This window comes from Campylobacter suis, from assembly GCF_905120475.1.
Classification (GTDB): domain Bacteria; phylum Campylobacterota; class Campylobacteria; order Campylobacterales; family Campylobacteraceae; genus Campylobacter_A; species Campylobacter_A suis.
Genome location: NZ_CAJHOE010000004.1, coordinates 1 through 26,049, shown reverse-complemented (window position 1 = coordinate 26,049; position 26,049 = coordinate 1). Strand labels below are relative to the sequence as shown.

At 37.0% G+C, this 26,049-nt stretch carries 34 protein-coding genes and 1 pseudogene; 10 read left to right on the top strand and 25 right to left on the bottom strand.

What is annotated here, in order from left to right:
* Nucleotides 1–35: 35 nt before the first annotated feature.
* The 7 genes from LQV35_RS07170 to LQV35_RS07140 all read left to right on the top strand — a co-directional run bounded on the left by LQV35_RS07170 (nt 36) and on the right by LQV35_RS07140 (nt 6,175).
* Nucleotides 36–251: a Sec-independent protein translocase subunit TatA/TatB gene (locus LQV35_RS07170; RefSeq protein ID WP_230057191.1), complete on the top strand. Its 216-nt coding sequence runs from the start codon at nt 36–38 to the stop codon at nt 249–251.
* Nucleotides 252–254: 3 nt separating this feature from the next.
* Nucleotides 255–1,841 (top strand): arginine--tRNA ligase, encoded by a 1,587-nt coding sequence (argS, locus tag LQV35_RS07165; protein ID WP_230057190.1) that lies wholly within the window; start codon nt 255–257, stop codon nt 1,839–1,841.
* Between the two features lie 3 nt (nt 1,842–1,844).
* A complete protein-coding gene (locus LQV35_RS07160; protein ID WP_230057189.1) occupies nt 1,845–2,765 on the top strand; it encodes a YeiH family protein in 921 nt (306 codons plus the stop codon).
* Nucleotides 2,766–2,864: 99 nt separating this feature from the next.
* Nucleotides 2,865–3,275, top strand: coding sequence for an SseB family protein (locus LQV35_RS07155; protein ID WP_230057188.1), 411 nt, complete (start codon nt 2,865–2,867; stop codon nt 3,273–3,275).
* A 107-nt stretch (nt 3,276–3,382) separates the two neighbouring features.
* Nucleotides 3,383–3,886, top strand: a complete 504-nt coding sequence (gene petA, locus LQV35_RS07150; protein ID WP_230057187.1) for a ubiquinol-cytochrome c reductase iron-sulfur subunit — start codon at nt 3,383–3,385, stop codon at nt 3,884–3,886.
* Between the two features lie 10 nt (nt 3,887–3,896).
* A complete protein-coding gene (locus tag LQV35_RS07145; protein WP_230057186.1) occupies nt 3,897–5,141 on the top strand; it encodes a cytochrome b in 1,245 nt (414 codons plus the stop codon).
* A 2-nt stretch (nt 5,142–5,143) separates the two neighbouring features.
* The gene (locus LQV35_RS07140) at nt 5,144–6,175 is read left to right on the top strand and encodes a c-type cytochrome (RefSeq protein WP_230057185.1); all 1,032 of its coding nucleotides are present in this window, start codon (nt 5,144–5,146) and stop codon (nt 6,173–6,175) included.
* Nucleotides 6,176–6,195: 20 nt separating this feature from the next.
* Here the strand turns inward: LQV35_RS07140 and miaA are convergent, their stop codons facing one another.
* Nucleotides 6,196–7,071, bottom strand: a complete 876-nt coding sequence (gene miaA / locus LQV35_RS07135) for a tRNA (adenosine(37)-N6)-dimethylallyltransferase MiaA (protein ID WP_230057184.1) — start codon at nt 7,069–7,071, stop codon at nt 6,196–6,198.
* A 120-nt stretch (nt 7,072–7,191) separates the two neighbouring features.
* On the opposite strand from miaA, the gene mqnP reads away from it, so the two are divergent.
* The 3 genes from mqnP to LQV35_RS07120 are packed head-to-tail and all read left to right on the top strand — an operon-like array spanning nt 7,192 to nt 9,092.
* A complete protein-coding gene (mqnP, locus tag LQV35_RS07130) occupies nt 7,192–8,061 on the top strand; it encodes a menaquinone biosynthesis prenyltransferase MqnP (protein ID WP_230057183.1) in 870 nt (289 codons plus the stop codon).
* On the top strand, nt 8,058–8,579 hold the full coding sequence (locus LQV35_RS07125) for a hypothetical protein (RefSeq protein WP_230057182.1): 522 nt from the start codon (nt 8,058–8,060) through the stop codon (nt 8,577–8,579). Before mqnP ends, LQV35_RS07125 begins: the two co-directional genes overlap by 4 nt.
* Nucleotides 8,580–8,588: 9 nt before the next feature.
* Nucleotides 8,589–9,092 (top strand): DUF6115 domain-containing protein, encoded by a 504-nt coding sequence (locus LQV35_RS07120; RefSeq protein ID WP_230057181.1) that lies wholly within the window; start codon nt 8,589–8,591, stop codon nt 9,090–9,092.
* Here LQV35_RS07120 and LQV35_RS07115 read toward each other — a convergent pair.
* From LQV35_RS07115 to LQV35_RS07005, 24 genes and pseudogenes are all read right to left on the bottom strand, one after another.
* Complete coding sequence (locus LQV35_RS07115; RefSeq protein ID WP_230057180.1) at nt 9,084–10,157, bottom strand: epoxyqueuosine reductase QueH; 1,074 nt, start codon at nt 10,155–10,157, stop codon at nt 9,084–9,086. The two genes, LQV35_RS07120 and LQV35_RS07115, sit on opposite strands and share 9 nt — an antisense overlap.
* 112 nt (nt 10,158–10,269) lie before the next feature.
* On the bottom strand, nt 10,270–11,208 hold the full coding sequence (locus LQV35_RS07110) for an NAD(P)/FAD-dependent oxidoreductase (RefSeq protein ID WP_230057179.1): 939 nt from the start codon (nt 11,206–11,208) through the stop codon (nt 10,270–10,272).
* Between the two features lie 10 nt (nt 11,209–11,218).
* Nucleotides 11,219–11,599, bottom strand: coding sequence for a hypothetical protein (locus LQV35_RS07105; RefSeq protein ID WP_230057178.1), 381 nt, complete (start codon nt 11,597–11,599; stop codon nt 11,219–11,221).
* 68 nt (nt 11,600–11,667) lie between these two features.
* Nucleotides 11,668–11,982 carry a thioredoxin gene (trxA, locus tag LQV35_RS07100; protein WP_230057177.1) on the bottom strand — a complete coding sequence of 105 codons (315 nt, stop codon included), beginning with the start codon at nt 11,980–11,982 and terminating at the stop codon, nt 11,668–11,670.
* A gap of 71 nt (nt 11,983–12,053) precedes the next feature.
* A complete protein-coding gene (locus LQV35_RS07095; RefSeq protein ID WP_230057176.1) occupies nt 12,054–12,392 on the bottom strand; it encodes a YraN family protein in 339 nt (112 codons plus the stop codon).
* A complete protein-coding gene (locus LQV35_RS07090) occupies nt 12,392–13,657 on the bottom strand; it encodes a homoserine dehydrogenase (RefSeq protein ID WP_230057175.1) in 1,266 nt (421 codons plus the stop codon). The genes LQV35_RS07095 and LQV35_RS07090 overlap by 1 nt, the downstream gene beginning before the upstream one ends.
* The gene (locus LQV35_RS07085) at nt 13,654–14,862 is read right to left on the bottom strand and encodes an LL-diaminopimelate aminotransferase (RefSeq protein ID WP_230057174.1); all 1,209 of its coding nucleotides are present in this window, start codon (nt 14,860–14,862) and stop codon (nt 13,654–13,656) included. The genes LQV35_RS07090 and LQV35_RS07085 overlap by 4 nt, the downstream gene beginning before the upstream one ends.
* A gap of 30 nt (nt 14,863–14,892) precedes the next feature.
* Complete coding sequence (locus LQV35_RS07080) at nt 14,893–15,906, bottom strand: helix-turn-helix domain-containing protein (RefSeq protein WP_230057173.1); 1,014 nt, start codon at nt 15,904–15,906, stop codon at nt 14,893–14,895.
* Nucleotides 15,899–16,579, bottom strand: coding sequence for a 23S rRNA (guanosine(2251)-2'-O)-methyltransferase RlmB (gene rlmB / locus LQV35_RS07075; RefSeq protein ID WP_230057320.1), 681 nt, complete (start codon nt 16,577–16,579; stop codon nt 15,899–15,901). The genes LQV35_RS07080 and rlmB overlap by 8 nt, the downstream gene beginning before the upstream one ends.
* 72 nt (nt 16,580–16,651) lie before the next feature.
* Nucleotides 16,652–17,473 carry a 16S rRNA (cytidine(1402)-2'-O)-methyltransferase gene (gene rsmI / locus LQV35_RS07070; protein ID WP_230057172.1) on the bottom strand — a complete coding sequence of 274 codons (822 nt, stop codon included), beginning with the start codon at nt 17,471–17,473 and terminating at the stop codon, nt 16,652–16,654.
* 3 nt (nt 17,474–17,476) lie between these two features.
* Nucleotides 17,477–17,677 carry a 50S ribosomal protein L31 gene (gene rpmE / locus LQV35_RS07065; RefSeq protein WP_230057171.1) on the bottom strand — a complete coding sequence of 67 codons (201 nt, stop codon included), beginning with the start codon at nt 17,675–17,677 and terminating at the stop codon, nt 17,477–17,479.
* A gap of 85 nt (nt 17,678–17,762) precedes the next feature.
* Entirely contained in the window at nt 17,763–18,416 is a 654-nt protein-coding gene (locus LQV35_RS07060) for a 16S rRNA (uracil(1498)-N(3))-methyltransferase (protein ID WP_230057170.1), read from the bottom strand.
* Nucleotides 18,413–18,817: a hypothetical protein gene (locus LQV35_RS07055; RefSeq protein ID WP_230057169.1), complete on the bottom strand. Its 405-nt coding sequence runs from the start codon at nt 18,815–18,817 to the stop codon at nt 18,413–18,415. Before LQV35_RS07055 ends, LQV35_RS07060 begins: the two co-directional genes overlap by 4 nt.
* Nucleotides 18,814–19,002 carry a hypothetical protein gene (locus LQV35_RS07050; protein ID WP_230057168.1) on the bottom strand — a complete coding sequence of 63 codons (189 nt, stop codon included), beginning with the start codon at nt 19,000–19,002 and terminating at the stop codon, nt 18,814–18,816. The genes LQV35_RS07055 and LQV35_RS07050 overlap by 4 nt, the downstream gene beginning before the upstream one ends.
* 1 nt (nt 19,003) lies before the next feature.
* Nucleotides 19,004–19,585, bottom strand: a complete 582-nt coding sequence (locus tag LQV35_RS07045) for a 6-pyruvoyl trahydropterin synthase family protein (protein ID WP_230057167.1) — start codon at nt 19,583–19,585, stop codon at nt 19,004–19,006.
* A complete protein-coding gene (locus LQV35_RS07040; RefSeq protein WP_230057166.1) occupies nt 19,582–20,328 on the bottom strand; it encodes a 7-carboxy-7-deazaguanine synthase QueE in 747 nt (248 codons plus the stop codon). Before LQV35_RS07040 ends, LQV35_RS07045 begins: the two co-directional genes overlap by 4 nt.
* Nucleotides 20,328–21,296: a GTP 3',8-cyclase MoaA gene (gene moaA, locus LQV35_RS07035; protein ID WP_230057165.1), complete on the bottom strand. Its 969-nt coding sequence runs from the start codon at nt 21,294–21,296 to the stop codon at nt 20,328–20,330. Before moaA ends, LQV35_RS07040 begins: the two co-directional genes overlap by 1 nt.
* A 156-nt stretch (nt 21,297–21,452) precedes the next feature.
* Nucleotides 21,453–21,677, bottom strand: a complete 225-nt coding sequence (locus LQV35_RS07030) for a sensor histidine kinase (RefSeq protein WP_230057319.1) — start codon at nt 21,675–21,677, stop codon at nt 21,453–21,455.
* A gap of 41 nt (nt 21,678–21,718) precedes the next feature.
* Nucleotides 21,719–22,540, bottom strand: coding sequence for a histidine kinase dimerization/phospho-acceptor domain-containing protein (locus LQV35_RS07025; RefSeq protein ID WP_230057164.1), 822 nt, complete (start codon nt 22,538–22,540; stop codon nt 21,719–21,721).
* A 57-nt stretch (nt 22,541–22,597) separates the two neighbouring features.
* A pseudogene (locus LQV35_RS07020) lies at nt 22,598–23,257 on the bottom strand (response regulator transcription factor).
* On the bottom strand, nt 23,257–23,529 hold the full coding sequence (locus LQV35_RS07015) for a hypothetical protein (protein WP_230057163.1): 273 nt from the start codon (nt 23,527–23,529) through the stop codon (nt 23,257–23,259). The pseudogene LQV35_RS07020 and the gene LQV35_RS07015 overlap by 1 nt, the downstream one beginning before the upstream one ends.
* Before the next feature lie 88 nt (nt 23,530–23,617).
* Nucleotides 23,618–24,085 (bottom strand): winged helix-turn-helix domain-containing protein, encoded by a 468-nt coding sequence (locus LQV35_RS07010; protein ID WP_336246000.1) that lies wholly within the window; start codon nt 24,083–24,085, stop codon nt 23,618–23,620.
* Between the two features lie 14 nt (nt 24,086–24,099).
* A complete protein-coding gene (locus LQV35_RS09135) occupies nt 24,100–24,300 on the bottom strand; it encodes a hypothetical protein (RefSeq protein ID WP_336245999.1) in 201 nt (66 codons plus the stop codon).
* A gap of 14 nt (nt 24,301–24,314) precedes the next feature.
* Nucleotides 24,315–25,985, bottom strand: coding sequence for a sensor histidine kinase (locus LQV35_RS07005; protein WP_230057162.1), 1,671 nt, complete (start codon nt 25,983–25,985; stop codon nt 24,315–24,317).
* Nucleotides 25,986–26,049: the final 64 nt, after the last annotated feature.

Sequence of the window (26,049 nt, the reverse complement as noted above, 5' to 3'; positions counted from 1 at the left end):
GATAAAATCAAAGTTTTAATTTTAAGGAGTGAAAAATGGGTATCAGTGTTCAGCAGTTATTAATAATACTTGCGATCATCGTTTTATTGTTTGGAGCAAAGAAAATTCCAGAACTTGCAAAAGGTCTTGGCAAGGGCATAAAGAGCTTTAAAGCCGAGATGGAAGATGAAAAGCCGGTAGAAAAAGTCGAGGAAAAAACTTCTGATGTCAAGACAACTGAAGCAAAAGTAGAAGAAAAAACACAGGCATAAGCTTTGAAAGATATTGTAAAAGCTGAAATTTTCAAGGTTTTACAGCGTGAATTTGTGCTTGAAAAACCAAAAGATAAAAACCTAGCTCACTACGCAACTCCGATAGCTTTTAGTCTGGCAAAGGAGCTTAAACGCTCCCCAATGATCATAGCCCAAGAGCTTGCAGGCAAATTTGCAGATAGTGAAATTTTTGAAGCTAGTGCAGTAAATGGCTACCTAAATTTCAAGTTAAAAGGGGCTTTTTTAAACGACTATGCAACAAAAGCGCTAAATAGTGGCGAAAATTTTGCTGGCTCAGAACCTAAACAAAAAAGCCTATTAATCGAATACATAAGCGCAAATCCCACTGGTCCGCTACATATAGGGCATGTGCGTGGCGCAGTTTATGGTGATACTCTAGCACGCATAGGTAAGTATATTGGTTATGATATAGCCACAGAGTACTACATCAACGACGCAGGCAATCAAATAGACTTGCTTGGCACATCCATTAGTCTTTGGGCTAAAGAGAATTTACTCGGTGAAAATGTTGCATATCCAGAAAAATTTTACCGAGGCGACTATATCGCAGATATTGCAAATACTGCATTTACTAAATTTGGTAAAGAAATTTTTACAGATGAAACCAGAAACCTTGAATTAGCAGAATTTGGCAAAGATATAGTCCTTGACATCATCAAAAAAGATCTAGCAGAGGCAAATATCTTTATAGAAAGCTGGGCTAGTGAAAAAAGCTATTATGACAAGCTTGACGCGACTATTACTAAGCTTGAGCGCTCAGGACAGATGTATAAAAAAGATGGCGCAACATACATTGCATCAACTAAACTAAATGACGATAGTGATCGTGTTGTCGTGCGTGATGATGGCAGACCAACCTACCTAGCTGGTGACATAGTCTATCATAATGACAAATTTGAGCGCGGGTATGATGAGTATTTAAACATTTGGGGAGCAGATCATCACGGATATATAACACGCTTAAAGGCAGCTATAAATTTCTTAGGATATGATGAAAATAGACTTGAAATTTTACTAATGCAAATGGTAAGCCTGCTAAAAGATGGCAAGCCTTACAAAATGAGTAAGCGAGCAGGCAATGCTATACTTATGAGCGATATTACTGCTGAAATAGGTGCTGACGCCTTACGCTTTATCTTTATAAGTAAGGCAAATACGAGCAGTCTTGAGTTTGATGTAGATGAGCTTAAAAAAGAGGATAGCTCAAATCCAATTTATTATATAAATTACGCTCATGCAAGGATAAACCAAGTCTTTGAAAAAGCTGGAAAACCAATCTCTAGCATAGCTAACGCAGACCTTAGAGAGCTTGATGAAAATGGGAAAAATTTGTTGTTTGAGGCACTTACTTTAAGTGAAGTTTTAGAAGATGCATTTTTACAAAAAGCACTTCAAAAACTACCAGAATATCTAAAATCTCTTTGCGCGAGCTTTCATAAATTTTATAACGAAAACAGAGTTGTCGGTAGCCAAAATGAAGATGTGTTACTAAAGCTCTTTGCACTTGTTGCGCTTAGTATAAAAACCTCACTTGCACTCATGGGCATTGTAGCAAAAGAGCGCATGTAAGAGATGATAGGGCAAAGCTTAAAGCATTTTTTTACCCATAAATTTGCTTGGTTTTGCCTTATCTTTCTTGTATCTTTTTCACTTTTACTATCTCTTTTTCCACCTTTTTCAACACTTTACATTAGTCCGTTAATAATCTCAGTCATACTTGGTATGATGATTGCGAATTTATTACCACATCAAGCACACTTACTAAAAGAAAGCGGAGTTTTGACTATCTCAACAAAGCAAATTTTAAGACTTGGCATTATTTTATTTGGCTTTCGTATAAATTTTCAAAATATCACAGAGCTTGGCTCAAACGCCTTAATACTAGCTTTTTTAGTAGTTTTTAGCACTTTTTTTATAGCACTTTTTGTAGGTAAATTTCTTGGGCTTAGCAAGAGTTTGAGTGCTCTTATTGGCTCTGGAAGCGCTATATGCGGGGCTGCTGCGGTAATGGCAGGCTCTAGCACTATAAAATCAAACGAACAAGAGATCGCCACAGCTATTTGCACAGTCGTTCTTTTTGGAACAACTTTTATGTTTGTTTATCCTATTATTTTTAGACTAAATTTGTTGGACTTTAATGATGTTTTTATGGGTGTTTTTACTGGTGCTTCACTTCACGAAGTGGCACATGTTATCGCCGCTGGAGCTGCTATTAGCGATGAAGCAAAGCAAAGTGCAGTTATAGTTAAGATGCTTAGAGTTTTGATGCTAGTGCCTTTTTTGATACTGCTATCTGGAATTTTTAAGCAAACCTCGGGCGAAAAAAAGAGTGTATTTCCATTTTTTGCACTCTATTTTTTTATCGTAGCTTGCATAAATTCACTACTAAACTTACCAGAAATTTTACTAACTGTTTTAAACTGGCTTTGTGTATTTTTACTCTGTATGGCTATGTGCGCACTTGGCTTCCACCCTAAACAAAAATGCCTTTAAAAATATGGGCTTAAAGCCGTTTATCCTAGCAAGTGTTTTATTTATCTGGATATTTTGCCTTTGTTTTTTGTATGTTAAATTTATATTTTAAGGACTAAGATGAGTTTGATTGAAGCGATTAAGAATTTTAAAAACACACCAGATACACAAACTGAGATAAAGCTGATAGCAGAGCTTAAAAAGGCTCAGTTTTTAGCACCGATCATACTTGTTGCACCGCTGGCAAATCCTGATGGAAGCGCAGTTTTTGAAGAAGAAGGCTCAAATATAAAATTTGCCCTACTCCAAGATGATGAGAGTGGTGAGCGATTTTTCCCAGCATTTAGCAGCAAAGATGAGATGATGAAGTGGCGAAATGATAGCGAGCAAGAGGTGATAAATTTGCAGCTTAAAGACTACGCCAATATGCTTTTAGAAAACACAGATAAATACTCTGGTGTTGTTGTTGATGCTTATTCACACTCACTAACGCTAAATTTAGATTTTTTTAAGGCTTTGTTTAAAAAATAGTTTCTTTAAAGCTGTCTTATAACCAAAGCAACAATAATTTTATTATAAATTTTTAATACTTTTTCGTTATAATTCAAGTAAATCTTAAAATTCACGAAAGGAATAGTATGTCCGTAGAACAACAAAGACGCAGTTTTATCGGTCTTGCATTCGGTGCAGTAGCCGCAGCAGGTGGCGCCATATCGCTTGTAGCCGTTAAAAAAACATGGGATCCGCTTCCTAGCGTCAAAGCGGCTGGTTTTACGACCGTTGATTTATCTCCAATGAAAGATGGAGAGATGAGACAAGTAGAGTGGCGTAAAAAGCCTATTTTTATACTTAAAAAAGATGCAAGCATGGCACCAAATGATGCGCGTGATGTTGTTGTAGGAGATGCAAGATATACCGTAGTTATCGGTCTTTGTACTCATCTTGGCTGTATCCCTGAGTATAAAATTTCAAAGCAAACTTTTATATGCGCCTGTCATGCTGGAGAATTTAACACTGATGGCATAAACACATTTGGACCACCACCACGCCCGCTTGAGATACCTCCGTTTAAGATAGATGGCACAAAGCTAGTTCTTGGCGAGACAAGTCCAGAGTATGAAAAACTAGCTGGTAAAGCATAAGGGGTAAAATATGGCACAAATTCATAAATCAACTGGCGTTATTGACTGGCTTGATCAACGCTTGGCAGTTACAAAACTGATGAAAGTCTTAGTCAGCGAGTACTGGATACCAAAAAATATTAACTTCCTTTGGGCGATGGGTGTTATTCTCACAACACTTTTTATGCTACTTGTTATAACTGGATTTTTACTACTTATGTATTATAAACCAGATGTAAATTTAGCCTTTGACAGCGTTAATAAAACTATCATGCAAGAGGTTGAGTACGGCTGGTTGTGGCGTCATATACACGCAGTTTCAGCATCTGTCATCTTTCTTATAATGTATATCCACTTGCTTACTGGTCTTTACTATGGTTCATACAAAAAGGGTCGCGAGATCATTTGGATAAGTGGCATGGTACTATTTATATGCTTCTCAGCAGAGGCATTTAGTGGCTATATGCTACCTTGGGGTCAGATGAGTTACTGGGCAGCGACTGTTATAACTCAGCTTTTTGGAGCTATACCTGTTATAGGACCTGACTTAGTTGAGTGGATAAGGGGCGATTATGCAGTTGGCGATGCGACACTTACGCGCTTTTTTATGCTTCATGTTTGCTTATTACCGCTTGTTACAATAGCTGTTTTAGTTATACACTTTTACTCACTTAGAATTCCTCATGTCAATAACGAAACTAGTGAAGAGATTGACTTTGAAGTTGAGGCAGAAATTTATCTAAAGGGCGATAAGGCTAAGTCAAAAGTTATACCTTTTTGGCCTGGATTTTTAGCAAAAGACTTTATGTATGTTGGGTTTTTCATGATATTTTTCATGTATCTTGTATGCTTTAACTACGGTTTTGCGATGGATCCTATCAACTTTGAGCCTGCAAACCCACTAAAAACTCCACCACATATCTACCCTGAGTGGTATTTCTTATGGCAGTATGAAATTTTAAGAGGCTTTTTCTTTGATATATTTGGCATAACAGCTTCAAACATAGGTCTAATTTCATTTGCATTTGCTGGAGCGGCATTTATGATCATACCACTACTTGATCAAAGCCCAGTAGTTGCACCAGCACATAAAAGACCGCTATTTTTTATATGGTTTTGGCTACTTGTGATCGACCTTATAGCACTTTCTATACTTGGTAAAGTTCCAACTGGTGGCATTATGGATTGGTTAGGTTTTGGTTTTTCAGTGCTATTTTTATTCTTATTTATTGTCATGCTTCCAGCTATTAGCATAATCGAAAAGAGAAGGGGATAATTATGAAAGAGCTTAAAATTTTTGCCATAGTTGTTTTTCTCTCTGGCGTTTTATACTGGGGTATTGAGCCTTATGCTCATTCAAAGCTTCATGTCCATACATCTGAAGCTGATTTTGACTACTCAAAAGCTGATGAAGCACAGGCAAACCATGTGATCCAAGCCAAAAAAGCTGCCCTTGCGGCCATCGAAGCAACTGGTGATAAAGCTAAAATCGAAGCTGCAAAAGCGGAAGCTTCATTAAATGAGTATGTTACATTTTGGAATGAGATAAAGGCTATCGACTTCACAAAAGGTGATGCAAAAAGAGGAGCTGAGACATTTTTAGCCGCTGGTTGTACAGGCTGTCACGGCATAGAAGCTGCTGATATGCCAGCTACAATGGATGCTGCTACTACAAGCGCTAGCTTTGGCGTTGTTCCTCCTGATCTTAGCACTTCAGGATCAATTTATGATGAGAAATTCTTGGCAGCTGTCATCAAAAACCCTACGCTAGCAGTTAAACTTTCTCATAAATTTAATGACGAGAAGCCTTTTCCGATGTTGCCATTTTTTGGTACTGGTGGGGATATAAATGTTGAACTTGCAGATATTGTTGCATACCTAAAATCTGTTAGTGAGCAGTATAAAAAAGATAATAACGGCATAAGTGATGCAAAACTTTTTGAAGATGCTTGCCAACGCTGCCACGACAACAAGTATGATAATAAATACACTCTTACAAACCGTATAGATTTAGCAGCATATATGGGCTCAAATCCACCAGATCTTTCTATGATGATAAGAGCTAAAAACTCAGATAACTATCTTGAAAAGCTTATCAATGACCCTCAAAAAGTACTAGCTGGCACATCAATGCCTCGTGTTGGGCTTAACAAAGAGAGTACTGATCAGCTAATCAACTATCTAGAAAAAACTGGCGATAGTAAAAAAGCACAAAGAGAGAGCGTAGGCTATGGCTCGATGATATACTTCCTTATCTTTGGAATTTTTGCATGGTTATGGAAGCGCAAAGTTTGGAGTGAACTCCACTGATTTTAGGGGCTCATGCCCCTTTAATCTTTTAAATATTTAATCGCTTGAATTTTTACTTCTTCTAAATTTCCAACAAATTTTCTCTCAAACTGGGATCTATTAAATGTGCGTTGTCTCTTTGCAAGTTGCGCAGTGTGAACACTTATAAGCTCACAAAGTTTATCTTCATTTGCAATAAGCCCATTTAAAAATTCTCCACACTCCTTTAACCCTATTGACTTTAAAGGTTTGCACTCTGATGAAAATTTATCAAAAAGCATTCTAGCTTCATCTAGCAAGCCCTGCTCTAGCATTAGCTTTGTGCGTAGCTTTATGCGCTCTCTAAGCTCTTGCACATCCCATAAAATTTCATAAATTTCTAGCCCTGATATAAGTGGTGGTTTAGTATTTTGTTCTAGCCAAAGACTCGGTACTGTTTTGGAGAAAGTATAAATTTGGTACCACTTTTCAAGACGATAGCTGTCATTTTGACTTATCTTGTGTAAAAATTTTGGATCTACCTTGCTTGCAAGTTCATAAATTTCAGTATTGCTTGGAGTTTTACATTTTGCAACATCTGGGGTAAGCCCACTAAGCATAGCTTTTAGATAAAAGCCGCTTCCACCAGTTATAATAAGAGCAACATCTGCTTGTTTTGCGTATGCAAGGGCTTTTTTATAAATTTCAAAAAACATACCAGCACTAAAATTTTGATCAACACTAATCTCATTTATCCCAAAGTGTCGCACACTTGCTAGCTCATCTAAAGTTGGTTTTGCACTTGCGATATTTATCTGCTTATACAAACAAAGCGAGTCAAGACTTAAGATAACACCTTGAGTTTTTTTTGCAAGCTCAATAGCAAGAGCGCTCTTGCCACTTGCAGTTGTCCCGATGATCGCAAGCTGTTTAAACATTTAACCTCCAAAATTTTCAAACATTTTAACAAAATCCGTTAAAAATAGGCTAAAACTGGGCGTGCTATTTTACTTTAAAGCAAAAGATTGTAAAATCATATAAAAAATATATGGAAAGATATGCAAAAATTTTTAAAAACTTTAAGTGATATAGGCGAGTTAATAGTATTTAAACACTCCGTCTTTGCTCTACCCTTTATCTTTACAGCAATGATAGTATCAAGCAACGAAACAAATGCCTCGCCTTGGTTTGGCTTTAAGTTGTTATTTTTAGGTCTTATCTGTGCGGTTTCAGCTAGAAATTTTGCCATGGCTTTTAACCGCTACAAAGACGAAGACATCGATAAGCTTAACCCAAGAACAGCTACTCGTCCAAGTGTAGATGGACGCATAGGTCGCAAAAATTTACAAATTTTCATCATCGTAAATGCAGCAATCTTCATAATCGTTGCAGCCTGCATAAACTCGCTTGCTTTTTGGCTGAGTTTTCCGATACTTTTTGTGCTTGGTGGATACTCAGTTTTTAAACGCTTTAGCCCACTAGCTCACCTTGTACTTGGGCTTTGCCTGGGTCTTTCACCGATCGCTGGCGTGGTAGCAGTGGCAAATGAGATTACTCTTTGGAGCGTCTTACTTTGTCTTGGTATAGTGTTTTGGACGGCTGGCTTTGATCTGCTCTACTCACTACAAGATATTGAATTTGACAAAAACAACGGACTTTTTAGTATCCCATCAATATATGGGGCAAATGCCACTATGTTTATCTCTGCCATCTTTCACGCACTTGCAACTATTTTTTGGTTGCTTTTTGCATGGGCGGCAGGGCTTGGCGCGATGGCTTACATAGGAGTGCTTATAAGCGGAGTCATACTTTACAAAGAACATCAGATAGTAAGAGTAGACTTTACAAAGATCGACCGAGCATTTTTTACACTAAATGGCTATATTAGCATATTATTTTTTATATTTGTTTTAGTGAGTTTGTTATGAGTGAAATTCGGCTAATACCTGCTAGTTTAGAGCTAGAATTTGATATAGAAAGCAACGATAAAGATGGTTTTTTGCGTGAGTTTAGCAATATCACACAAAACGAAGAAGACCCGCTTGGTGCATGGCTAAAAAGGGCAAAAGCAAGAGGCGAGACCAAAGAGAGCGATCAGGTTTTACTAACACTTCTCATTGAACTTCATAGAAAATTTGATGACTTAAACGAGCGATTAAGCGGCACTAAAAAACCTCGTATAAATCTACTAGGAAAAGCACAGATAACACACATTAACTTTGAATACATTAAAGTTAGCGAGCCAGCTTTTGTAAAAGATGAGTGTTATTATGCGAGAATTTTACTACCTATGTTTCCAGTTCGAACGCTAGCACTATTTTTAAAAGCTATGGATGATAAAACTTGCAAGATAACAAGACTTCATGAGGATGATGAGGGAGACTGGGGCGCTTATGTGGCGGCAAGAGAGCGTGTGATGATAAGGCAAATGCGTGCAAATTCGTAAGGAGATGAGATGCAAACCATTTTAGTAGTTGGTGTTTTAGTAGTTTTGGCTATATTTTTTCTATTTTTACTAATAAAAGAGAGTGAAAATAATCGCCGTTTTTCCCGCTATGAAAAGGCATTAGAAGGTCTTATGCAAGAAAATTTTACTCTAAAAAAACAGATAGAAGCACTTGAGTTTCCAATCAGCGAAAACATCTCAGAAGAAGACATCGAAAACAGGCTGAAAACAAAGCTTGAACAAACACTAGATGACAAGCTAGCTCCGATAATAGGTGCTTTAAACAACATGGGTAGTGTCATGGATGAGTTTGCAAGCGATCAGCAAAGCAGACTTTACCATCTTGAAGAGCGCACAAGAGAGATTAATAAATTCTCTCCAAGCTCAGAAAATGACGAAGGTCAGATAATGCGTCTTTACAACGAGGGTAAAAGTGTCGAGACTATCGCACGAGATATGCGAATTGGTGTAGGCAGGGTTGAGTTTGTTTTAAAACTAAACAACCTAATCTAACTCTAAAACCTCACAGCTATCGTGATATAGCTCCGAACTAGCTATTATCTCGTACTTACCAGCAAGTACGCTCTCAAGCACGATTATAGGATTTAGACTCATAGCGCCCGAGATCTTTGCTCTAAGCGCAAGCTCAAAGTCTAGGCTAAACTCACTTTTACAAAGCTCATCAACGCTTTTAAAGCTAGTTTTCATAAGCTCATTTAGCTTAGTAAGGCTTAACAGGATAACACCATCGCGTAAATTTGTAGCGATTTGCTCGTTGGTTTTTAATGAGATTTTGATGCTTTTTCGCTTAAAATTTGAGTAAAAAACAAAATAGCTAGGCACCGCCTTGCCATCAAATTTCACAAGCCCTCTAAGCAAGCGGTAGTTTAAAAACTGCCGTCTAAAAAGCTCAAATTTCAAGCCCTTACTCTCACACTCTCGCACATTAGCATAAAGCGCAAGCCTCTCTTCGATACTACCAGGCAATACCCTTGCGTTAACATCACTCATAAGCTCTGCTAGCGGCAGACCTTGCGCCTGCCTTTGCTTGCTAAGTCCAAAAATGCAACCGCAGTAGTTTTGATGATAGAGCTTGTCGTTTTTTGCTAGCTCAAACTGCTCGTTTGTCCCACCACCCGCTCTAAAATCAACAGCAAAAATTTCTAAGTCTGTGCCATCAACCGCTCTTTTAAGCGCGTTAGTAAGCTGAGTGAAGTCTTTTTTGGGGCTCATTAAAAGCGTCGTCGTAATGCTTTTATGCCCTAGCTCGACCGCCTTTTTTGCCGAGTTTCCCACGCGAAAGTCAAAGCAGTACGCACATCGCTTGCCCTTTTCAGGCTCATCCTCCAGCCCTTTCGTGCCAGCAAGCCAGCTCTCATACTCATACTCACCCATCAAAAGCTCAATGCCAAGCTTATCGCACGAGCGCTTTACATCCTCATAGCGCATTAGATACTCGCTGTATGGATGGATGTTTGGATCGTAAAAATAACCCAAAAGTGGCTCATCTGGTAGCTCCTTACGCAAGCGCTGTAAAAAGTAGTGGCTATCGACCGAACAGCAGATATGTACTAGCATGGCTTTCTCTTATCGCGATTTATTTTGCAAAATTTCAGTAAAATTTCTTGTCTTAAAAAGTGGTTTTTCATAAATATCATTGAAGAAATTTAGCCCTAAAGTGGGCTAAATTTTAGTGTAAGCTCTCGATATAGCTAAGTGCTGAAAGTGCAGCTACTGCGCCGTCAGCTGCTGCTGAGACCACTTGCTTTGGAGCATCTTGGCGCAAATCGCCCGCCGCAAAAAGACCAGCGACATTTGTATTCATCTTAAGATCGACCTTTACTTGTCCGCCATCAGTCATATCGCATAAAAACTTGCCGTCATCTTGCTTTAAAATTTCATTTCTAACATCAAGACCAACGAAGGTAAATACACCCGGCACCACAAGGTCACGCTCGCCGTTTGGCGTGTTTAGCTTTAATCCATTTAGCCCTGAGTTATCGCCGTATGCTTCTTTTATAGTTGCGCTTGTGATAAACTCGATCTTTTCGTTGTTACGAGCTTTTTCAAGCGTGACAGGGGCCGCGCGAAATCCCTCTCTGCGGTGGATAAGATAGACTTTTGAGCAAATATTTGCTAGATATATCGCCTCTTCTATCGCAGTATCGCCACCGCCAAGCACTGCTACTTCTTTGTTTTTATAAAAAAAGCCATCGCAAGTCGCGCAAGTACTAACACCGCGACCAAAGTACTTATTCTCGCCCTCAAAGCCAGCACGGCGCGGAACCGAGCCAGTGCAGACGATCACAGCTTTTGCCTGTGAAATTTCGCCACCAACAAGTTTTATGCTAAATGTCTTATCGGGATTTTGGGTTATTTGCTCGACTGTACCCCATTTATGCTCTAAACCAAAATGACTACACTGTGCCCACCAAGTACTCATAAAGTCAAACCCACTCTCGCCAGGGTTTTTTTGGCCTGGATAGTTTTCAATCTCAGAGCTGCCAGTTATCTGTCCACCAGGTTCGCCTTGCTCAAACATAACAACATTTTTAAGTCCACCACGAGTAGCATAAAGTCCTGCACTAAGACCAGCTGGACCTCCACCAATAATCGCTAAATCTAACATAGTTTTTCCTTTAAAATTTATTTATTGCTGAGTCTTGCTTATAAATTTTATCACTATTTTGCACTAGCTCAACTGAGCTTGGAAGCTGAGTGATATTCAGTGTATTCATAAGCTTTAAGATCGTATTTATATCGGAGCTAACAAAACTCACACTTGCGTTGCTTTCGGCTCGTTTTTGCATAATATCAACAGCAACGATAGGTAAATCTGTGCTAATATTAGAGAAAATTTGATCCTGAGAGTTTTGGTTTGAGCTATAAACCACAAGAAGATATTTCTCTGCACTAGGCTCAAAAATATCGCTTTTTTTATATAGGATAATGTTGGAAAAATCAACAAATTTATATCTTGAAAAACGATAATTATTATATGCAAAAACGACCGCGATCATAGCCGCACCAATAAATGAACCAAAGATATAAGTCAGAGGAAGTAAGCTTCCTCCTCGCTTTTGCCCCATTAAAGAAGTGAGTTTAGCTTATCTTTTAATGCTTGTTTTGACTGTGCACCTACCATCTGCTCAACAACCTCACCATTTTTAAAAAATAGTATAGTTGGTATAGAACGGATGCCAAACTCAACAGCTAGGTCTTGAACCTCATCAGTATTTACTTTGCAAATTTTTGCTTTGCCTTCAAATTCTTCCGCAAGCTCATCAATAACTGGCGCAAGCATACGGCATGGTCCGCACCAAGGTGCCCAAAAATCAACAAGAGCTACACCCTCTTTTGCAACATCAAAATTTACTGATGTTAGTTCGATATATTTTCCCATATTTTCTCCTTAATTTTAAAATTGTGGTTATTATACATTAAAAATTTTAAATTTAATCTAAATAATAATTTTTACAAACTAATATTTTCTATCCAACTAATCTTATCTTTTTCTATTGTTATCAAATCAATTTGAAAGTCAAAATTTACACCATTTTTTAGCAAATAAAACTCAATTGTTTTTAAAATTTTAGTGTATTTTTGCGGAGTTAAACGATAAATGGCTTCATATTTGCCAGTTGTTGATTTAACTTCCACAAAGTGCAAAATGCTATCCTTTTTTGCGATTATATCAATCTCTCCGTGGCGTGAGCTAAAATTTCTTGCTATTATCTCACAGCCATTTTGGATTAAAAACTTACAAGCCTTACTCTCACTATCAAAGCCAAAGATATACTCTTTTAGCCCCACTACTCCTCTATCCTCATCATAAATGGCTCATCTTTTACAAAACTTTCGTTTTTAACTAGCTTTAAAAATTTCTGCACATCTGCTTCGCGGCTTGTATGAGTGGTAAAAAACAAAGTAGTCATATCGCCATCATCAAAATTTGGCTTTTGCAAAAAGCTGTCGATTGATATGTTATTTTGACTCATTAAATTTGTGATGGATGCCAAAACTCCGAGCTTATCTTGTACTTTTAATCTTATATAATAATGCGTTAAAATTTCATCTTTATCCAAAATTTTAAGCCCACTTAGTGTGTTTTGATTTTTATAGCCTAGCATTGGTGAGTTTTGCTCTCTTGCGATGTCTATTAGATCGCTTATGACAGCACTTGCCGTAGCCGCACCACCAGCTCCAGCACCATAATACATAGTCTCGCCCACCGCATCGCCGACCACACTTATAGCATTCATCACGCCATCAACTTTTGCAAGCATTTTATATTTTGGTACAAGAGTTGGATGCACTCTTAGCTCTATGCCGCGAGTGGTTTTTTTGGCTATGCCTAGCAGTTTTATGGTATAGTCAAAATCATTTACAAAGTAAATATCAGCCGTATTTATACGCTCAATACCCTCTATCAAAATATCCTCTGGGCGAGCGTTTATGCCATAAGCTATACTAGCAAGTATAAGTAACTTATGTGCAGCATCAAACCCACCTATATCAAAGGTTGGATCAGCTTCTGCGTAGCCTAACTCTTGTGCCTTTTTTAAGGCATCGTTAAACTCCGCACCATCTTTCATCATCGAAGTTAAGATATAGTTGCAAGTGCCGTTCATTATGCCTTTTATGCTTTGCATATCGTTTGCACTAAGCCCTTCTCTAAGGGTTTTGATGATAGGAATTCCCCCTGCCACACTTGCCTCAAAACCAAAAGGTGTGCCGTTTGCTATGCTTTCAAGTTCATAACGATGATAGGCTAAAAGTGCTTTATTTGCCGTTACGACAGCTTTTTTGCGTTTTAAAATTTCTTTTACAAGGTGATAAGGCTCATCGACCCCGCCCATAAGCTCGATAAAAACATCAACATCATCACGCTCTAAGACACCATCAAGATCTGTTGTGAGTTCAAAACAAACATCACGCTTTTTGCTTAAATCCCTAACCACTCCAACAACTGGAACTATGTTTTTACCGCTTCTGGCTGATATTAGCTCGGCATTTTGCGATAAAATTTTAGCAACCTGCTCGCCAACCGTACCAACACCTAAAATAGCAACTCTCATTGTGCCTCTTTTAAAAATTTCTTTACATTTCTTGCTGCTTGGCGTATGCGATTTTCATTTTCTATAAGTGCAAAACGCACATAGTCATTCCCGCCCTCGCCAAAGCCAATACCTGGGCTAACCGCCACTTGGGCTTTTGTTAAAAGCTGTTTTGAAAACTCTAAACTTCCCATATGTGAGAAATTTGCTGGTAGTTTTGCCCAGATAAACATACTAGAACTTGGTTTATTCATCTTCCAGCCAGCATTTTCAAAGGCTTCAAGCATTACATCTCTGCGTTTTTCATAAATTTTACAGATCTCATCTACACAGCTTTGATCGCCATCAAGTGCTATTGTGGCTGATACTTGAATCGGCGTAAACATACCATAATCAACCCATGATTTTATCTTTTTAAGTGCGGCACAAAGGCGTTTATTTCCGCACATAAAGCCGACACGCCAGCCAGCCATGTTATAGCTTTTTGAAAGCGTATAACACTCAACAGCAACATCTTTTGCACCCTCAACTTCAAAAATACTTGGAGTTTTATAGCCATCAAAGGTAAGATCGGCATAAGCAATATCTGAGATGATGTAAAATCTCTCTTGTTTTGACATCGCCACCAGTCGCTCATAAAAGCTCTTTTGCACGGTTACGGTTGTTGGGTTGTGTGGGAAATTTACCACGACATATTTTGGTCGTGGCGAGCTTGCGTGTATAGTGTGCTCTAAATCTTCAAAAAATTTATTTTCATCTAACTCAAATTTTTCATTATATTTTAGTGGCATTTTAGCAACACTTCCGCCAGCAAATAAAAACGCTTGCGTATGTATTGGATATGCGGGATCTGGCACGACTGCTACATCGCCCGGATTAACAACAGCTTGGGCTAGATGCACAAAGCCCTCTTTACTCCCCATTACAGCCACAGCCTCTGTTTCGGGGTCTAAATTTACACCATATTTTCTTTTGTACCAGTTGCAAATAGCAAGGCGCAGCTTGTAAATTCCAGCACTTGCCGAGTAGCCGTGCGTTTTATCCTTTTGTGCGCTTTCGCAAAGCTTATCTACGATATGCTGCGGAGTTCGACCTTCTGGGTTTCCCATCGAAAAGTCAATAATATCCTCACCAGCCCTTCGTGCAGCCATTTTTATGGCATTAACTTCGGCAAATACATAATTTGGCAATCTCTCAATCGTATTAAAACGAATTTCATCAAACATTTTTGAGCCTTTAAATTTTTAAAAAGTCGCTTACCACGACTTTCCTTTGTTTAGTTTTACAAACTCATCATAGCTAACTGACCTTATCTCTCCACCAGTCACTAAAAACCTAGCCGCACGACCTGGATCAAATTTTTTAGTTTCATTTTTTGTCCGAAGTTCTATATTTCCATTTCCAAAGACTATTAAAAGTTCTGAATGCATATCAACATCAAGAGGCTCGTCAGATGTCCTTGAAAATTTCTTTCCACTTGCAAGCTCGATAACTCCATACCAAATTTTTGCCTTTGGAACAAAGACCGCGCTATCAGTTTTTAATATAGCAACCCCGACATCAGAGCCAACTGTGCTAGTGACATTGTTCTCACTCTTTTTTACCGCTTTTGGCTCGATAATCTCAGTTGTTTCGGTCTTATTTTCATCTATTTTTGGGGCGATAACTGGCGTTATAGTTGTATTTTTTTCACTGCTAGTAGTTGTATTTTCATCACTTAAATTTTGGTTAAGAGAGATTTTCATGCTAGTGTTTTCATCTTTTGGGATGATAACAGTTGTTGTATTTTCTTCGATAATATTCATGTTTTTCTTAACTTCTTGCACAACTGTTGCGCTTGTGTAGCTCGCACTTTCGTTTTTATCCTCTAGCATTTGTGGTAATTTTTCTATATATTTATGTGCGTCAAAATAGTATGCGACACCCAAAAACAGCGCTAAAATCAAAAGCCACAATATCCAACCCAAAGAGCCTCCACTAACACTTTTTGTCGGAACATCAGTGGCTGTATAGGCAGGAATTTTTGGGCTTACTTTTGGTTTTTTATTGTCTATATTGTGCTGCTTTTTGTACTCATCAAACTCGGCAAGCCACTCATCAAGACTAATGCCATACTCGCGCTGTAAAATTTTGATATAGCCAGCAACATTTAGCCTTGAAAGCTTTTCAAAGTCCTTTTCGATGATAGCCTGCAAAAAATCAGGCTCAATATGCGTCTTTCTCGCAACCTCTTTTAGTCCAACATCTTTTAAAATTCCAAGTTCATTCATTGATCATCCTATCACAAATTATCGCAAATGCAGCACTTACATTTAGTGAATCCCAACCATTTTTCAGGCTTATACCAACGCACTCATCGCATTTTGCGACTGCTTTTTTTGGTATCCCATCGCCTTCACTGCCCATTATTAAGGCGGTACGACTTTTAAATTTTATTTCACTGACATTTTTCCCACCACTAGCTGTTGCATAGGTGCAAAAACCAGCTTGCTTTAGCTCATTTATAAGCGTTAGTCCGTCCTCAAAAAGCACTATAGGAAGCTCGTATGCAGCCCCACTACTGGCACGAAGCACACCCTCTATATTTATATTTTTAGTAACCACAACAACACCCTCAACACCAAGCGCGTAAGCCGAACGCACCATAGCTCCGATGTTTCCAACATCGCTAATACCGTAAAATACAGCGATACGATCAAGTTTTTTCACCTGCGAAAATGTGGCAAACTCATACTCTGCAACCTTGGCTAAAAAACCTTGATGGTTGCCACCATGTGCCATAGACTGCGCCTTTTGGTTATCAACCCGCTTTATCGTTGCACCTGTTCCACAAATTTTAGAAAAAAGTGGCTTATCACACTCTTTGGCAAGATAAACTTCCTCGATCTTGTCAGCATGGTTGGTTAAAATGTGTAAAAATAGCTGTTTTCCATATATTATCATGCGTGAGATGATAGCTAAAATCAAGTAAAAATTTACTTATTTTTTATAAAAATTTTTATATTATGTGTAGTTTTAGGATTTTTGTGAGATTAAATTTTCATAGATTTTTTTGGCGCTTTCACCACTAATCTTGGCAAGTAGTTTTGCTTTGATTTTTGGGGCAATATCAAGATCTTTTATATCGTTAATGCCAATTGTTTCAGTTGATACATTTTTGCTTTTATTAACTACTACACACCACTCGCCATTTAAATTTGCACAAGATAAAATTTCAACCATTTTTTTAGCACTTGCTCTAAATTTTGTTTCAAATTTTTTTGTTGCCTCTTTTATCAAAAAGATCTCTCTATTTTCATCAAATTTTTCGATACTTTCAACAAGGGCTAAAATTCGCTTTGGACTCTCATAAATTATAGCTGGATACGCCAAGTTTAAAGCATTTTGAATAGCTTGAGCACGCTCTTTACCAGTATTTGGTAAAAAGCCCAAAAATATAAACTCCTTATCAACCAATCCACTTGCAACCAAAGCAAGAAGTGAGGCAGATGAGCCAGAAAGGACTTCATATTTTATATCATTTTGCTGCGCATAACGAACAAGAGAAACACCAGGATCGCTAATGCCTGGCATGCCAGCATCACTAACAAAAGCAACATCTTTGTCAAAAATTTTAATATCTAAATTTGCAAAAAAATCCTGCTCATTATGAGTGTGCAAAGAGTAGAAATTTCGGATATTAATGCCCGCATCAAATCGGTCATTTAGTAGATTTATAAGTAATTTTGAAAGTCTAGTATCTTCACAAATGATACTCTCGCAACCACGCAAAACATCAAGTGCGTGGAGCGAAATATCTTTTAAATTTCCTATCGGAGTAGGAACAAAATAGATCAAGGCTTATTTTAGAGCGTATTTTTTCTTAAATTTCTCTACGCGACCAGCACTATCAACTATCTTCTCGCTACCTGTAAAAAATGGATGGCATTCAGAGCAAATATCAACTCTAATCTCGCTTTTGTTTGACTTTGTCTTAAAAGTGTTGCCACAAGCACAAGTAACAGTAGCTTCAACATAGCTAGGATGGATCTCTTTTTTCATAATTTTCCCTTTAAAAATCTTTAAATTTTGTAATCTTTAAGTTTAAGTAAGCCGTGATTATACAAAAAGTTGTTTGAATTTAAGCTTAGAAAGCTAGCTTAGCTGCCGTTGCTACTATAGCTGTTTGCGAGCGCAATATATCCTTACTCATTGGAGCGTAAGAAGAGCTAAATTTTGCCACCTCATCGGCACTAAAACCACCTTCTGGACCAATAAAAAGAAGTTCATTTTTATAGTTTTCAAAGCTTTTTCCGCCAAAATTGACAAGCGCAACATCTTTATATGTTTTCAAAAAATCATCCAAAGTTTTAAAAATCTCAAACTCTATCAAGCTCTCTCTGCCAGACTGTTCGCAAGAAAGTGCACAGATACGCTCAAAACGCTCCACATCAAGCTTAAAATTTGCCTGAGAAAATTTTGTATAAACAAAAATGATCTTACCAACCCCGAGCTCACTCAAAAATGGCAAAGTTTTTTCGATGATTTTTGGATCAACCACCGCCCAGGCAAGTGCTAATGGATAAGTTTTTGTTTCATTTATTGAGCTAAAAATAAGCTCTAAAGTAGCACTTCTGCGCCCAAAAGAGATAATCTCATACAAGTACGCTTTTTTATCTTTTAAATTTCTTAACTCAAGCCTTTGTCCAGCCTGTAAGCGCCTAGCCTTAAGGTGCAAAAATGGCTCGTTTACAAGCTCTAGAAGCTCTTTGCCAGCGTCTGGCTCAAATAAAAATTTCATACAAATCCTACCACCAAAACAAGCAAAATGCTAATAACTATGCTTTTTAAGGCAAAATTACGATAATCTGTAAAATTTTGGCTAGGTATACAACGCTTTAAGCGTTTAAAAGATACAGCACTTAGTCCAATAAGTGCAACTGAACACAAAATCATACTCACAACATGCAAACTAGGCACAAAGTTAAAGACTGAAAGTAGTAAAAACCCAGTAAAAATAATCCCCGCTAAAAAGCTATGATATATCGGCAAAAAGTATCGTATGCGCAACGCATAAGTCTTATTTTGTACCCCAAAAAAGGTGAGCCCAAGCCAAACTAACAAAAGTAACAAAATGCCATGCATAAAGCCTTTGTGATATGGTAAAGTATATGTAAAAAGTGATACTAATGACTCGTTCACGGCGCCTCCACTACCGGCTCTGGCGGTAAATTTTCATCTATTGTGATATTTGTTTCGCTTTGCGAGATATTAACATCGGCTGGAATTTCTTCAGTTTGTTTTTGCGCTTCTTGATCGTTTATATCATCATTAGAGCAGCCCAAAAATAGTATGAGCGCACAAAATAAGGCTAAAATTTTACCCATTTTAAACATCCTTTTCATTTATAATAGCTTGTTTTTTCTTTATTTTTTCAAAAAGTTCTTTATCTTCCCACTCATCGATAATCGCTTGCGAAAAGATAATCTCGTCTAGCTTTATCTCACCCATTTGCTTATTATAAGCGTCTTCTTGAAAGCACTGAGCATATCCGGTGTCTGTTTCATGCACGATAACGCTATGGATTTTGACATCTTTTTCGCCATTTTGCATAACAGAAATTTTTAAAAGCTTATCGATGATGACAAAAAATATCCGACAAAACTGCTCTGCAGATGGATTTTGCGAAACCTCTATCCAACGCTCAGAGTGGCGCTTTAGATCATTTTTGTACTCATCGCTATCACCTGAAAATATAGTCGTCGCATGATCAAAGCTATCAATTATAGTTTTAATATTTTTTTTCATTAAACCAAAGTCATAAACCATACCAGCGTTATCTAAAAAATTTGAACTAAGTAAAATTTCAGCTCTATAACTGTGTCCATGTATGCTTGTTCTGCAGCGTTTTGAACTACAAAACCGCACTATATGAGCATTTTCAAATTTAAACATCTTCCTAATTATCATACACCCTCTTTTTTGTCCCAAAGCCTGATATGAACGCGCTCTGAGTAGTTATACCCATGTTTTATGGCAAAATTTGCAACACTTATGGCATTTTTTACTAGCTCATTCTTATCTGCACCCATTGGCATACACCAAACTTCATTTTTACAAATGGCTAGAATTTTATCTATCTGTGTTTTTTCACTGTCTTTTGCGCAAAGGACAAATTTATAAAAGCTGTCTTTTGCGTGAGCTTTTATAGCGTTTAAAGCAACTGCATTTATGCGCTTTTGCTCGCTCTCTGCGCTGTTTTCTAGCTTTACGCTAATAGCAAAATAACACTTTTTATATAGTGGAAATTTTTCAAAATCAACTAAAATTGTGCCATTTGTTTCAAAATGCACATCATTTGTGAGCAAAATTTGTTCCAAAAACTCTAAAAATACAGGCTCTTTATAATGTAAAAGAGGCTCTCCACCAGTTATAACAACGATAGGTTTTTGTGCCAAATTTGCCTCTAAATTTCGGACTATCAAGATGAGTTCATTAGCATTTTTTATAGCTGGTGCGTCAAAATGGCTTGAAACAGCCCTAATGGTATCGCAGCCAACTATCCTCTCCCCAGTTTTTGGGGAGATAGCACTCACGCCAAAACCCTCACAGCGTAAGTTACACCCAAAAAAGCGTAAAAAAACAGCAAGCCTTCCTTGATATTTACCCTCGCCTTGAATACTTAAAAAACTCTCTACCAGCCTAAGCGCCATCAACCACCTGTCTGATAAAATGCACGCGTTGAGATCTCACTTTGCTCACCGATCTCCCACTTATTTTTCTCTGGTTTATTGGCTAATACCTTGCGTAAAATTTCACTCGCAGCCACTATATCTCCACGCTGAACAGCCTCTTTTATGCTCATCGCATCTTCAAAATACAAACAAGGTATCAAAAAGCCCTCGGCAGTTAAGCGTATGCGGTTACAGCTCTCACAAAAGTCATGCTTATGCGGATCAATGATACCAAAAGTGTATCCATCATCTAGCTTAAACAGCGATGCTGGAGCACTTGGTAGCTTTTCAGCTTGCTCAAAGTGATATTTTTTACCGATGATATCTAAAATTTCAGCAGCCTTTAATCCTTTTAAGTCATCTTTGGCGTGCGTGTTTTCCATATATTCGATATAGCGAATTTGACTGTTATTTGCACGCGCAAACTCTAGTAAACTCACTATCTCGTCGTCATTTATGCCCTTTAAAGCAACTGTGTTTAGCTTTACTTTTAATCCAGCCTCAAGCGCAGCGTCAAAACCAGCCAAAACTTCGTGCAAAACACCTTTTTGAGCGATAAATTCAGCCTTTTTGCTATCAAGCGTATCAAGCGACATATTTATGCGCTTTAGCCCAGCCTCTTTTAATCTTTTTGCATAATGGCGCAACATAAAGCCATTTGTGGTTATCGCAAGATCAATGTCTGGCTTGTACTCACTTATCATACCTATAAATTTATCAAGATCTTTACGAACTAACGGCTCACCGCCAGTAATGCGAATCTTTTTTACACCCTCATCGATAGCCACCTTGATAAACAAAAATAGCTCCTCAAAGCTTAGCAAATTCTCCTTTGGAGTCCAGCTAAAGGGTGTTGTTGGCATGCAGTATCGACAGCGAAAGTTACATCGCTGCGTTACTGAAATACGCAAATAATCAACAACTCTACCATGTCCGTCTATTAGCATCATTTTCCCCTATTTTGCACTTTTGCGCAAAAATTATAGCAACATTATATGTTAAATTTTTTAAATTTAAATAAAACTATCTATATTAAATTTTATATTTTAAATATGATTTTTTACTATTGGCATTTTTGGTTTTTTATTAAGTGTATTATAAATTTACTTCCAACTTAGCATAAATGTAGTATCTGAGTTTGGTGAGCTTTGACACTGTATGTTTATATCGTTGTTTTTACAACACTCTTTTACTACGCTTAGCCCTATGCCAAATCCGCCTTGATTTGCGTTAAATCTTGTATATCTGTCAAAAATTTTAGCTATTTGTTCCTTACTCATGCCTTCGCCTGAGTTTGTAATGCAAAGCGAGCTTGATGTGAGTTTTATATTTATATAGCCACCTTTGTTTGTGTATTTTATGGCGTTTGTTAGTAAGTTATCACTATGCGTATAAGCTCTGGCTCACTAGCTTTTATCGTAGCATTTTGTAAATTTTTACTCACATTTAAAGCTCTTTTTTCGAAAAAAATTCCAAAGTACTCTATGCGCTCGTTAAGTAGCGTTTTAAAGTCTATCGTTACGCTTTTTCGCATGCTTGGCTTGAAATTTAGATAAAGCAGGTCTTCATAGACATTATGCAGGCTTTTTGCGGCTAAATTTATATTATTTACACGGTTTAAATTGCGCTTATTTAGGGTTGATTCATCCATCGTTTCGGTACTCATAAGCACTATACTAAGCGGGGTATTTATCTCATGCGTCGCGTCTTTTATGAAGTTATTTAGTGTTTTTATCTTTTCATAAAGTGGCTTTAAAGCAAGCCTTGTCAGCACAAATGCAACTGCAAGCATAGCTAACAAAATGGCTAAAATTTCACCAAAAATTTTAGCTTTTAACGCAAAAAGTTCGCTTTTTATATCTTTGCCAAGGATTATGATCCTAGCCTTAGCAAGCTCGCTAGTTTCGCCTTGCATATTTTGTATATTTTCATAAATTCCCACCCTATCATCACTTAAAAATATACTCTCTTTTGGTAGATCACAAGTGCTATTTTGATAAAGCGTTTGGTTATTTTCAGAGATTATGCAAAGATTTACGCCTTTTTGCGATGCGTAAATTTCAACATCTTCAAAGCTATTCATAGTAGCTTTCATATACACACCCATTTTTATCTCTTTTAAATTTTTAACCTCTTCACTGATAATCATCTGCTTTTTATTTAAGTACTCATCATTGAAAAAATAAGCCAAAAACAAAAGTGTGCTAACAAGATAAACCGATAAAATTTTAAATATTACAGCATTTTTTCAGATATATAAATAGCCGTCTCCTCGCTTGTTTATGATACTTTCTTTGCCTAAAATTTTGCGTAAATTTTTTATATATACACGCAAACTAAGCTCGCTAGGCTCTTCGTCATAGTTATATATGTGGTTTAAAATTTCATTTTTGCTTAGAAGTTTGTTTTTATTTTGTAAAAAATATAGTAAAAGTTCGGTCTCCTTGTTGCAGATATTTACATTTTCATCATCTTTTTTAAGGGCTTTGCTTTGCGGATAAAACTTATATCCATTGCCGATGTCTATAAACTCATCATTTGTATGCAAAAAGGTGCGTTTTGTTAAGGTTTTTATGCGAAGCAAAAGCTCTTTTAGCTCGTATGGTTTTTTTAGATAATCATCACAACCGCTCTCATATCCACACTCAACATCATCAAGAGTGCTTAGCTAGGTTGTAAAGATAGCCGTCGTGCTGACACCGGCTGTTCTTAGGGTTTTTAATAAAGAAAACCCATCGCCTTTTGGTAGTTTTACATCTATGATAAAAAGGTCAAATTTTTGCTCATATGCTAGATCTAAGGCACTATTTACATCGGTTGCAGTGCTTATGTCATAGCCATTTTCGCTAAGATACTCTTGTGTAAGCTCAAGCAGTATCTCATCGTCTTCTATGAGTAAAATTTTCACTACATAGCCTTTTTCATTTCGCCTTTCATCTCGTCTTTCTTCATATCCATATCTTTTTTCATCTCATCCTTTTTCATATCCATGTCTTTTTTCATCTCATCCTTTTTCATATCCATGTCTTTTTTCATCTCATCCTTTTTCATGTCCATATCATTTTGCATCATATCCATCTTCTCTTTCATCTGGGTTTTCATCTCACCCTTAGACATATCAGCAAAAGCAACTCCACTCATAACCAAAGCACCAAGTGCTACTAAAACGATCTTTTTCATTTTTTCTCCTTTGAAAAGTTTTGTAGCATTATAGCAACGAAGTATAAAATTAGTGTGAAAATTTTAGTAAATTTTATGTTTTGTTTGATTACTCTACCGAAGTTAGCATATACCCTGCTTCTGAGATATTTTTTATCTTTATACCAAGCTCTTTTTTAAGCCGCAAGATGACATTTTGTATAGCACTTTTGCTAACAGGTTCGTTTTCATAGACATACTCGCTTATCATCTCATAACTTACTAGCTTGTTTAGGTTGTAGGCAAAGAGCCAAAAAAGTTTATTTTGTAAAAAAGTTAGATAAACTTCATTTCCGTTTTTAAAAATTCTCTCTTTTTGCAAATTTATACTTAAATTTTCATCTATTTTAATTAATTTTTCCTCGCTTTTTGCGCTAAGGGTTAGTAGCATGGAGCGAAGCACTTGCATATCGATAGGCTTTTTAAGAAACATCGCAGCTCCTGCTTCTATGCTTTTTAGTAAGTTGTTGTCAGTATCAAAACTTGTAAAGACGATAAATTTTTGATGAGGCTTTATGGCTAGGATATTTTTCATCATCTCAAAGCCATTCATCATAGGCATGTGAATATCTGTGAGTATAACATCTGGGGTATTTTTGAAAAACTATCCACACCCTCATATCCATCGCCTGCGACAAAAACAGCCTTGCAGTAAGGCTTTAGCGCATTTTGTATCAAAGTGCGCGCCATAGTATCATCTTCAACGATTAGCACACTTGTATTTGAGAGTAATTTTAGCGTATCAGCTTGCATTTTTATCCTTTAACTTATATCAAATTTTCTAAATTTCTTTGAAAGCTTAGCTCAAAGATAGTTGGGTTTGCCATTTGTTTTAAGACTATATCGCCGTTTATTTTTTCATTTGCTAGTTTTTTGCCAAAGTAAAGCCCTATGCCATTACCCGTTTTTTTCGTAGTTTTTGGTGCGTTAAAGATTTTATCAACCATACCTTTACTAACTCCTATGCCGCTTTCAATGACGCAAATTCTACACTGCATTTCATCGATCTTTGCATCTAAGATGATTTGCCTTTTTGTGATGTCATCAGCATATCTTTCAACGACAGCATCTTTTGCGTTATGAATAAGTATAAGCAAAATTTGCTGGATTATATTATCCTTTTGTCTAAGAAGTACATCATCAAACTCTGTTACGACAACACTTACATTTGCTCGGCTAAGCTCCGTGTGCATAAGCATGAGTAGGTTTTTTATGCTTTGCTTTAGGCTAAAGCTATCGATATTTTCGCTAGTTTTATAAAAATTTCTAAATATCTCTATCGTGTCCTTAAGCATTTTTACAGAGCCTTCGCCACTTCGTAAAATTTCACGCAACATTGTTTTGTCCAAATTTCCCTCTTGTTCTAGCATTAAAAGCGATGAGATCATGATATTTAGTGAGTTTACAGGCTGGATAAACTGATGGTTTATGCCTGCTATCAGCTCGCCTGTTTCTGCCATTTTAGCTTTGTGCTCTAGTAAAATTTCATACTCACGGTTTTTATCCCTAACCCTTTTATACATATAGTTATGCAAAAAATTTGCAAATAAAATGAGCAAGATAAAAGCACTAAGCAAAGTTAGTGAGTTTTTCTGGGCAAAGGCTAAAATTTCACTCATCTGTCTTGACTCAGACGCACCAACACCGATGTACCAGTTAAGGTCTGGTATCTCAGAAAGCGAGATAAAACTACTATCTATAGTAAAGCCACTTACATCGCTTTGGTTTAAAAACATCTCCTTTGTGCGGTATTCTATCTTATTTTTAGTATCTTCATTATCCATTTTGGTTAAAATTTCGCCGTTGTGCGTTAGTAAAAAAGCATAGACATTTTGCGCTAGCTCAAAATTTTTAATGTTTGTAAAAATATCTTCAAGCTTTACAACTCCACAAAGCACAGCCACGACATCTGAGTTTTTATGGTTTGGCACGCAGATATTGAGCGTTGGGACTTTTAAGATGGTGTGATTTGGCATATAGTTTATAGTGGGAGCATTTGTTTGAATGGTTTGTATATACCAAAGAAGGTTTGTTCGCTCTGATTTTGGAACGACAGACTCATCTTTATAGCGTTCACCATTTACATAAATTTCACCATCATTTTTTAAAATCTGAACCATATCAAAATTTTTAGAAACCACGAGCATAGTTTTTAAAATGGAATTTAACTCATTTTCATCATCTAACAAATATGAGTTTTCTATAATTTTAGAGATTACGCTTAGTGCATTTGTACGTTCATTTATCCATGCATCAAAAGACTTTACGATATTTTGTGCTGTTGTGATTTTATTAACATCGGATAAATTTACAAGTTGAGTTTTAACTTCGTGATAAAATTTCACACCAAAAACTAAAAACAGCAGGCTAGCTAGGATGATAACAACATACAACTTAAAATCCACACTCTTGCTATAGCTAAACAATCTTTTCATCATTATGCTCCTAGCAAGAGTATAGCAGAATTTATATTAGTTTGCTTGTCTTAGTTTTGATAATATA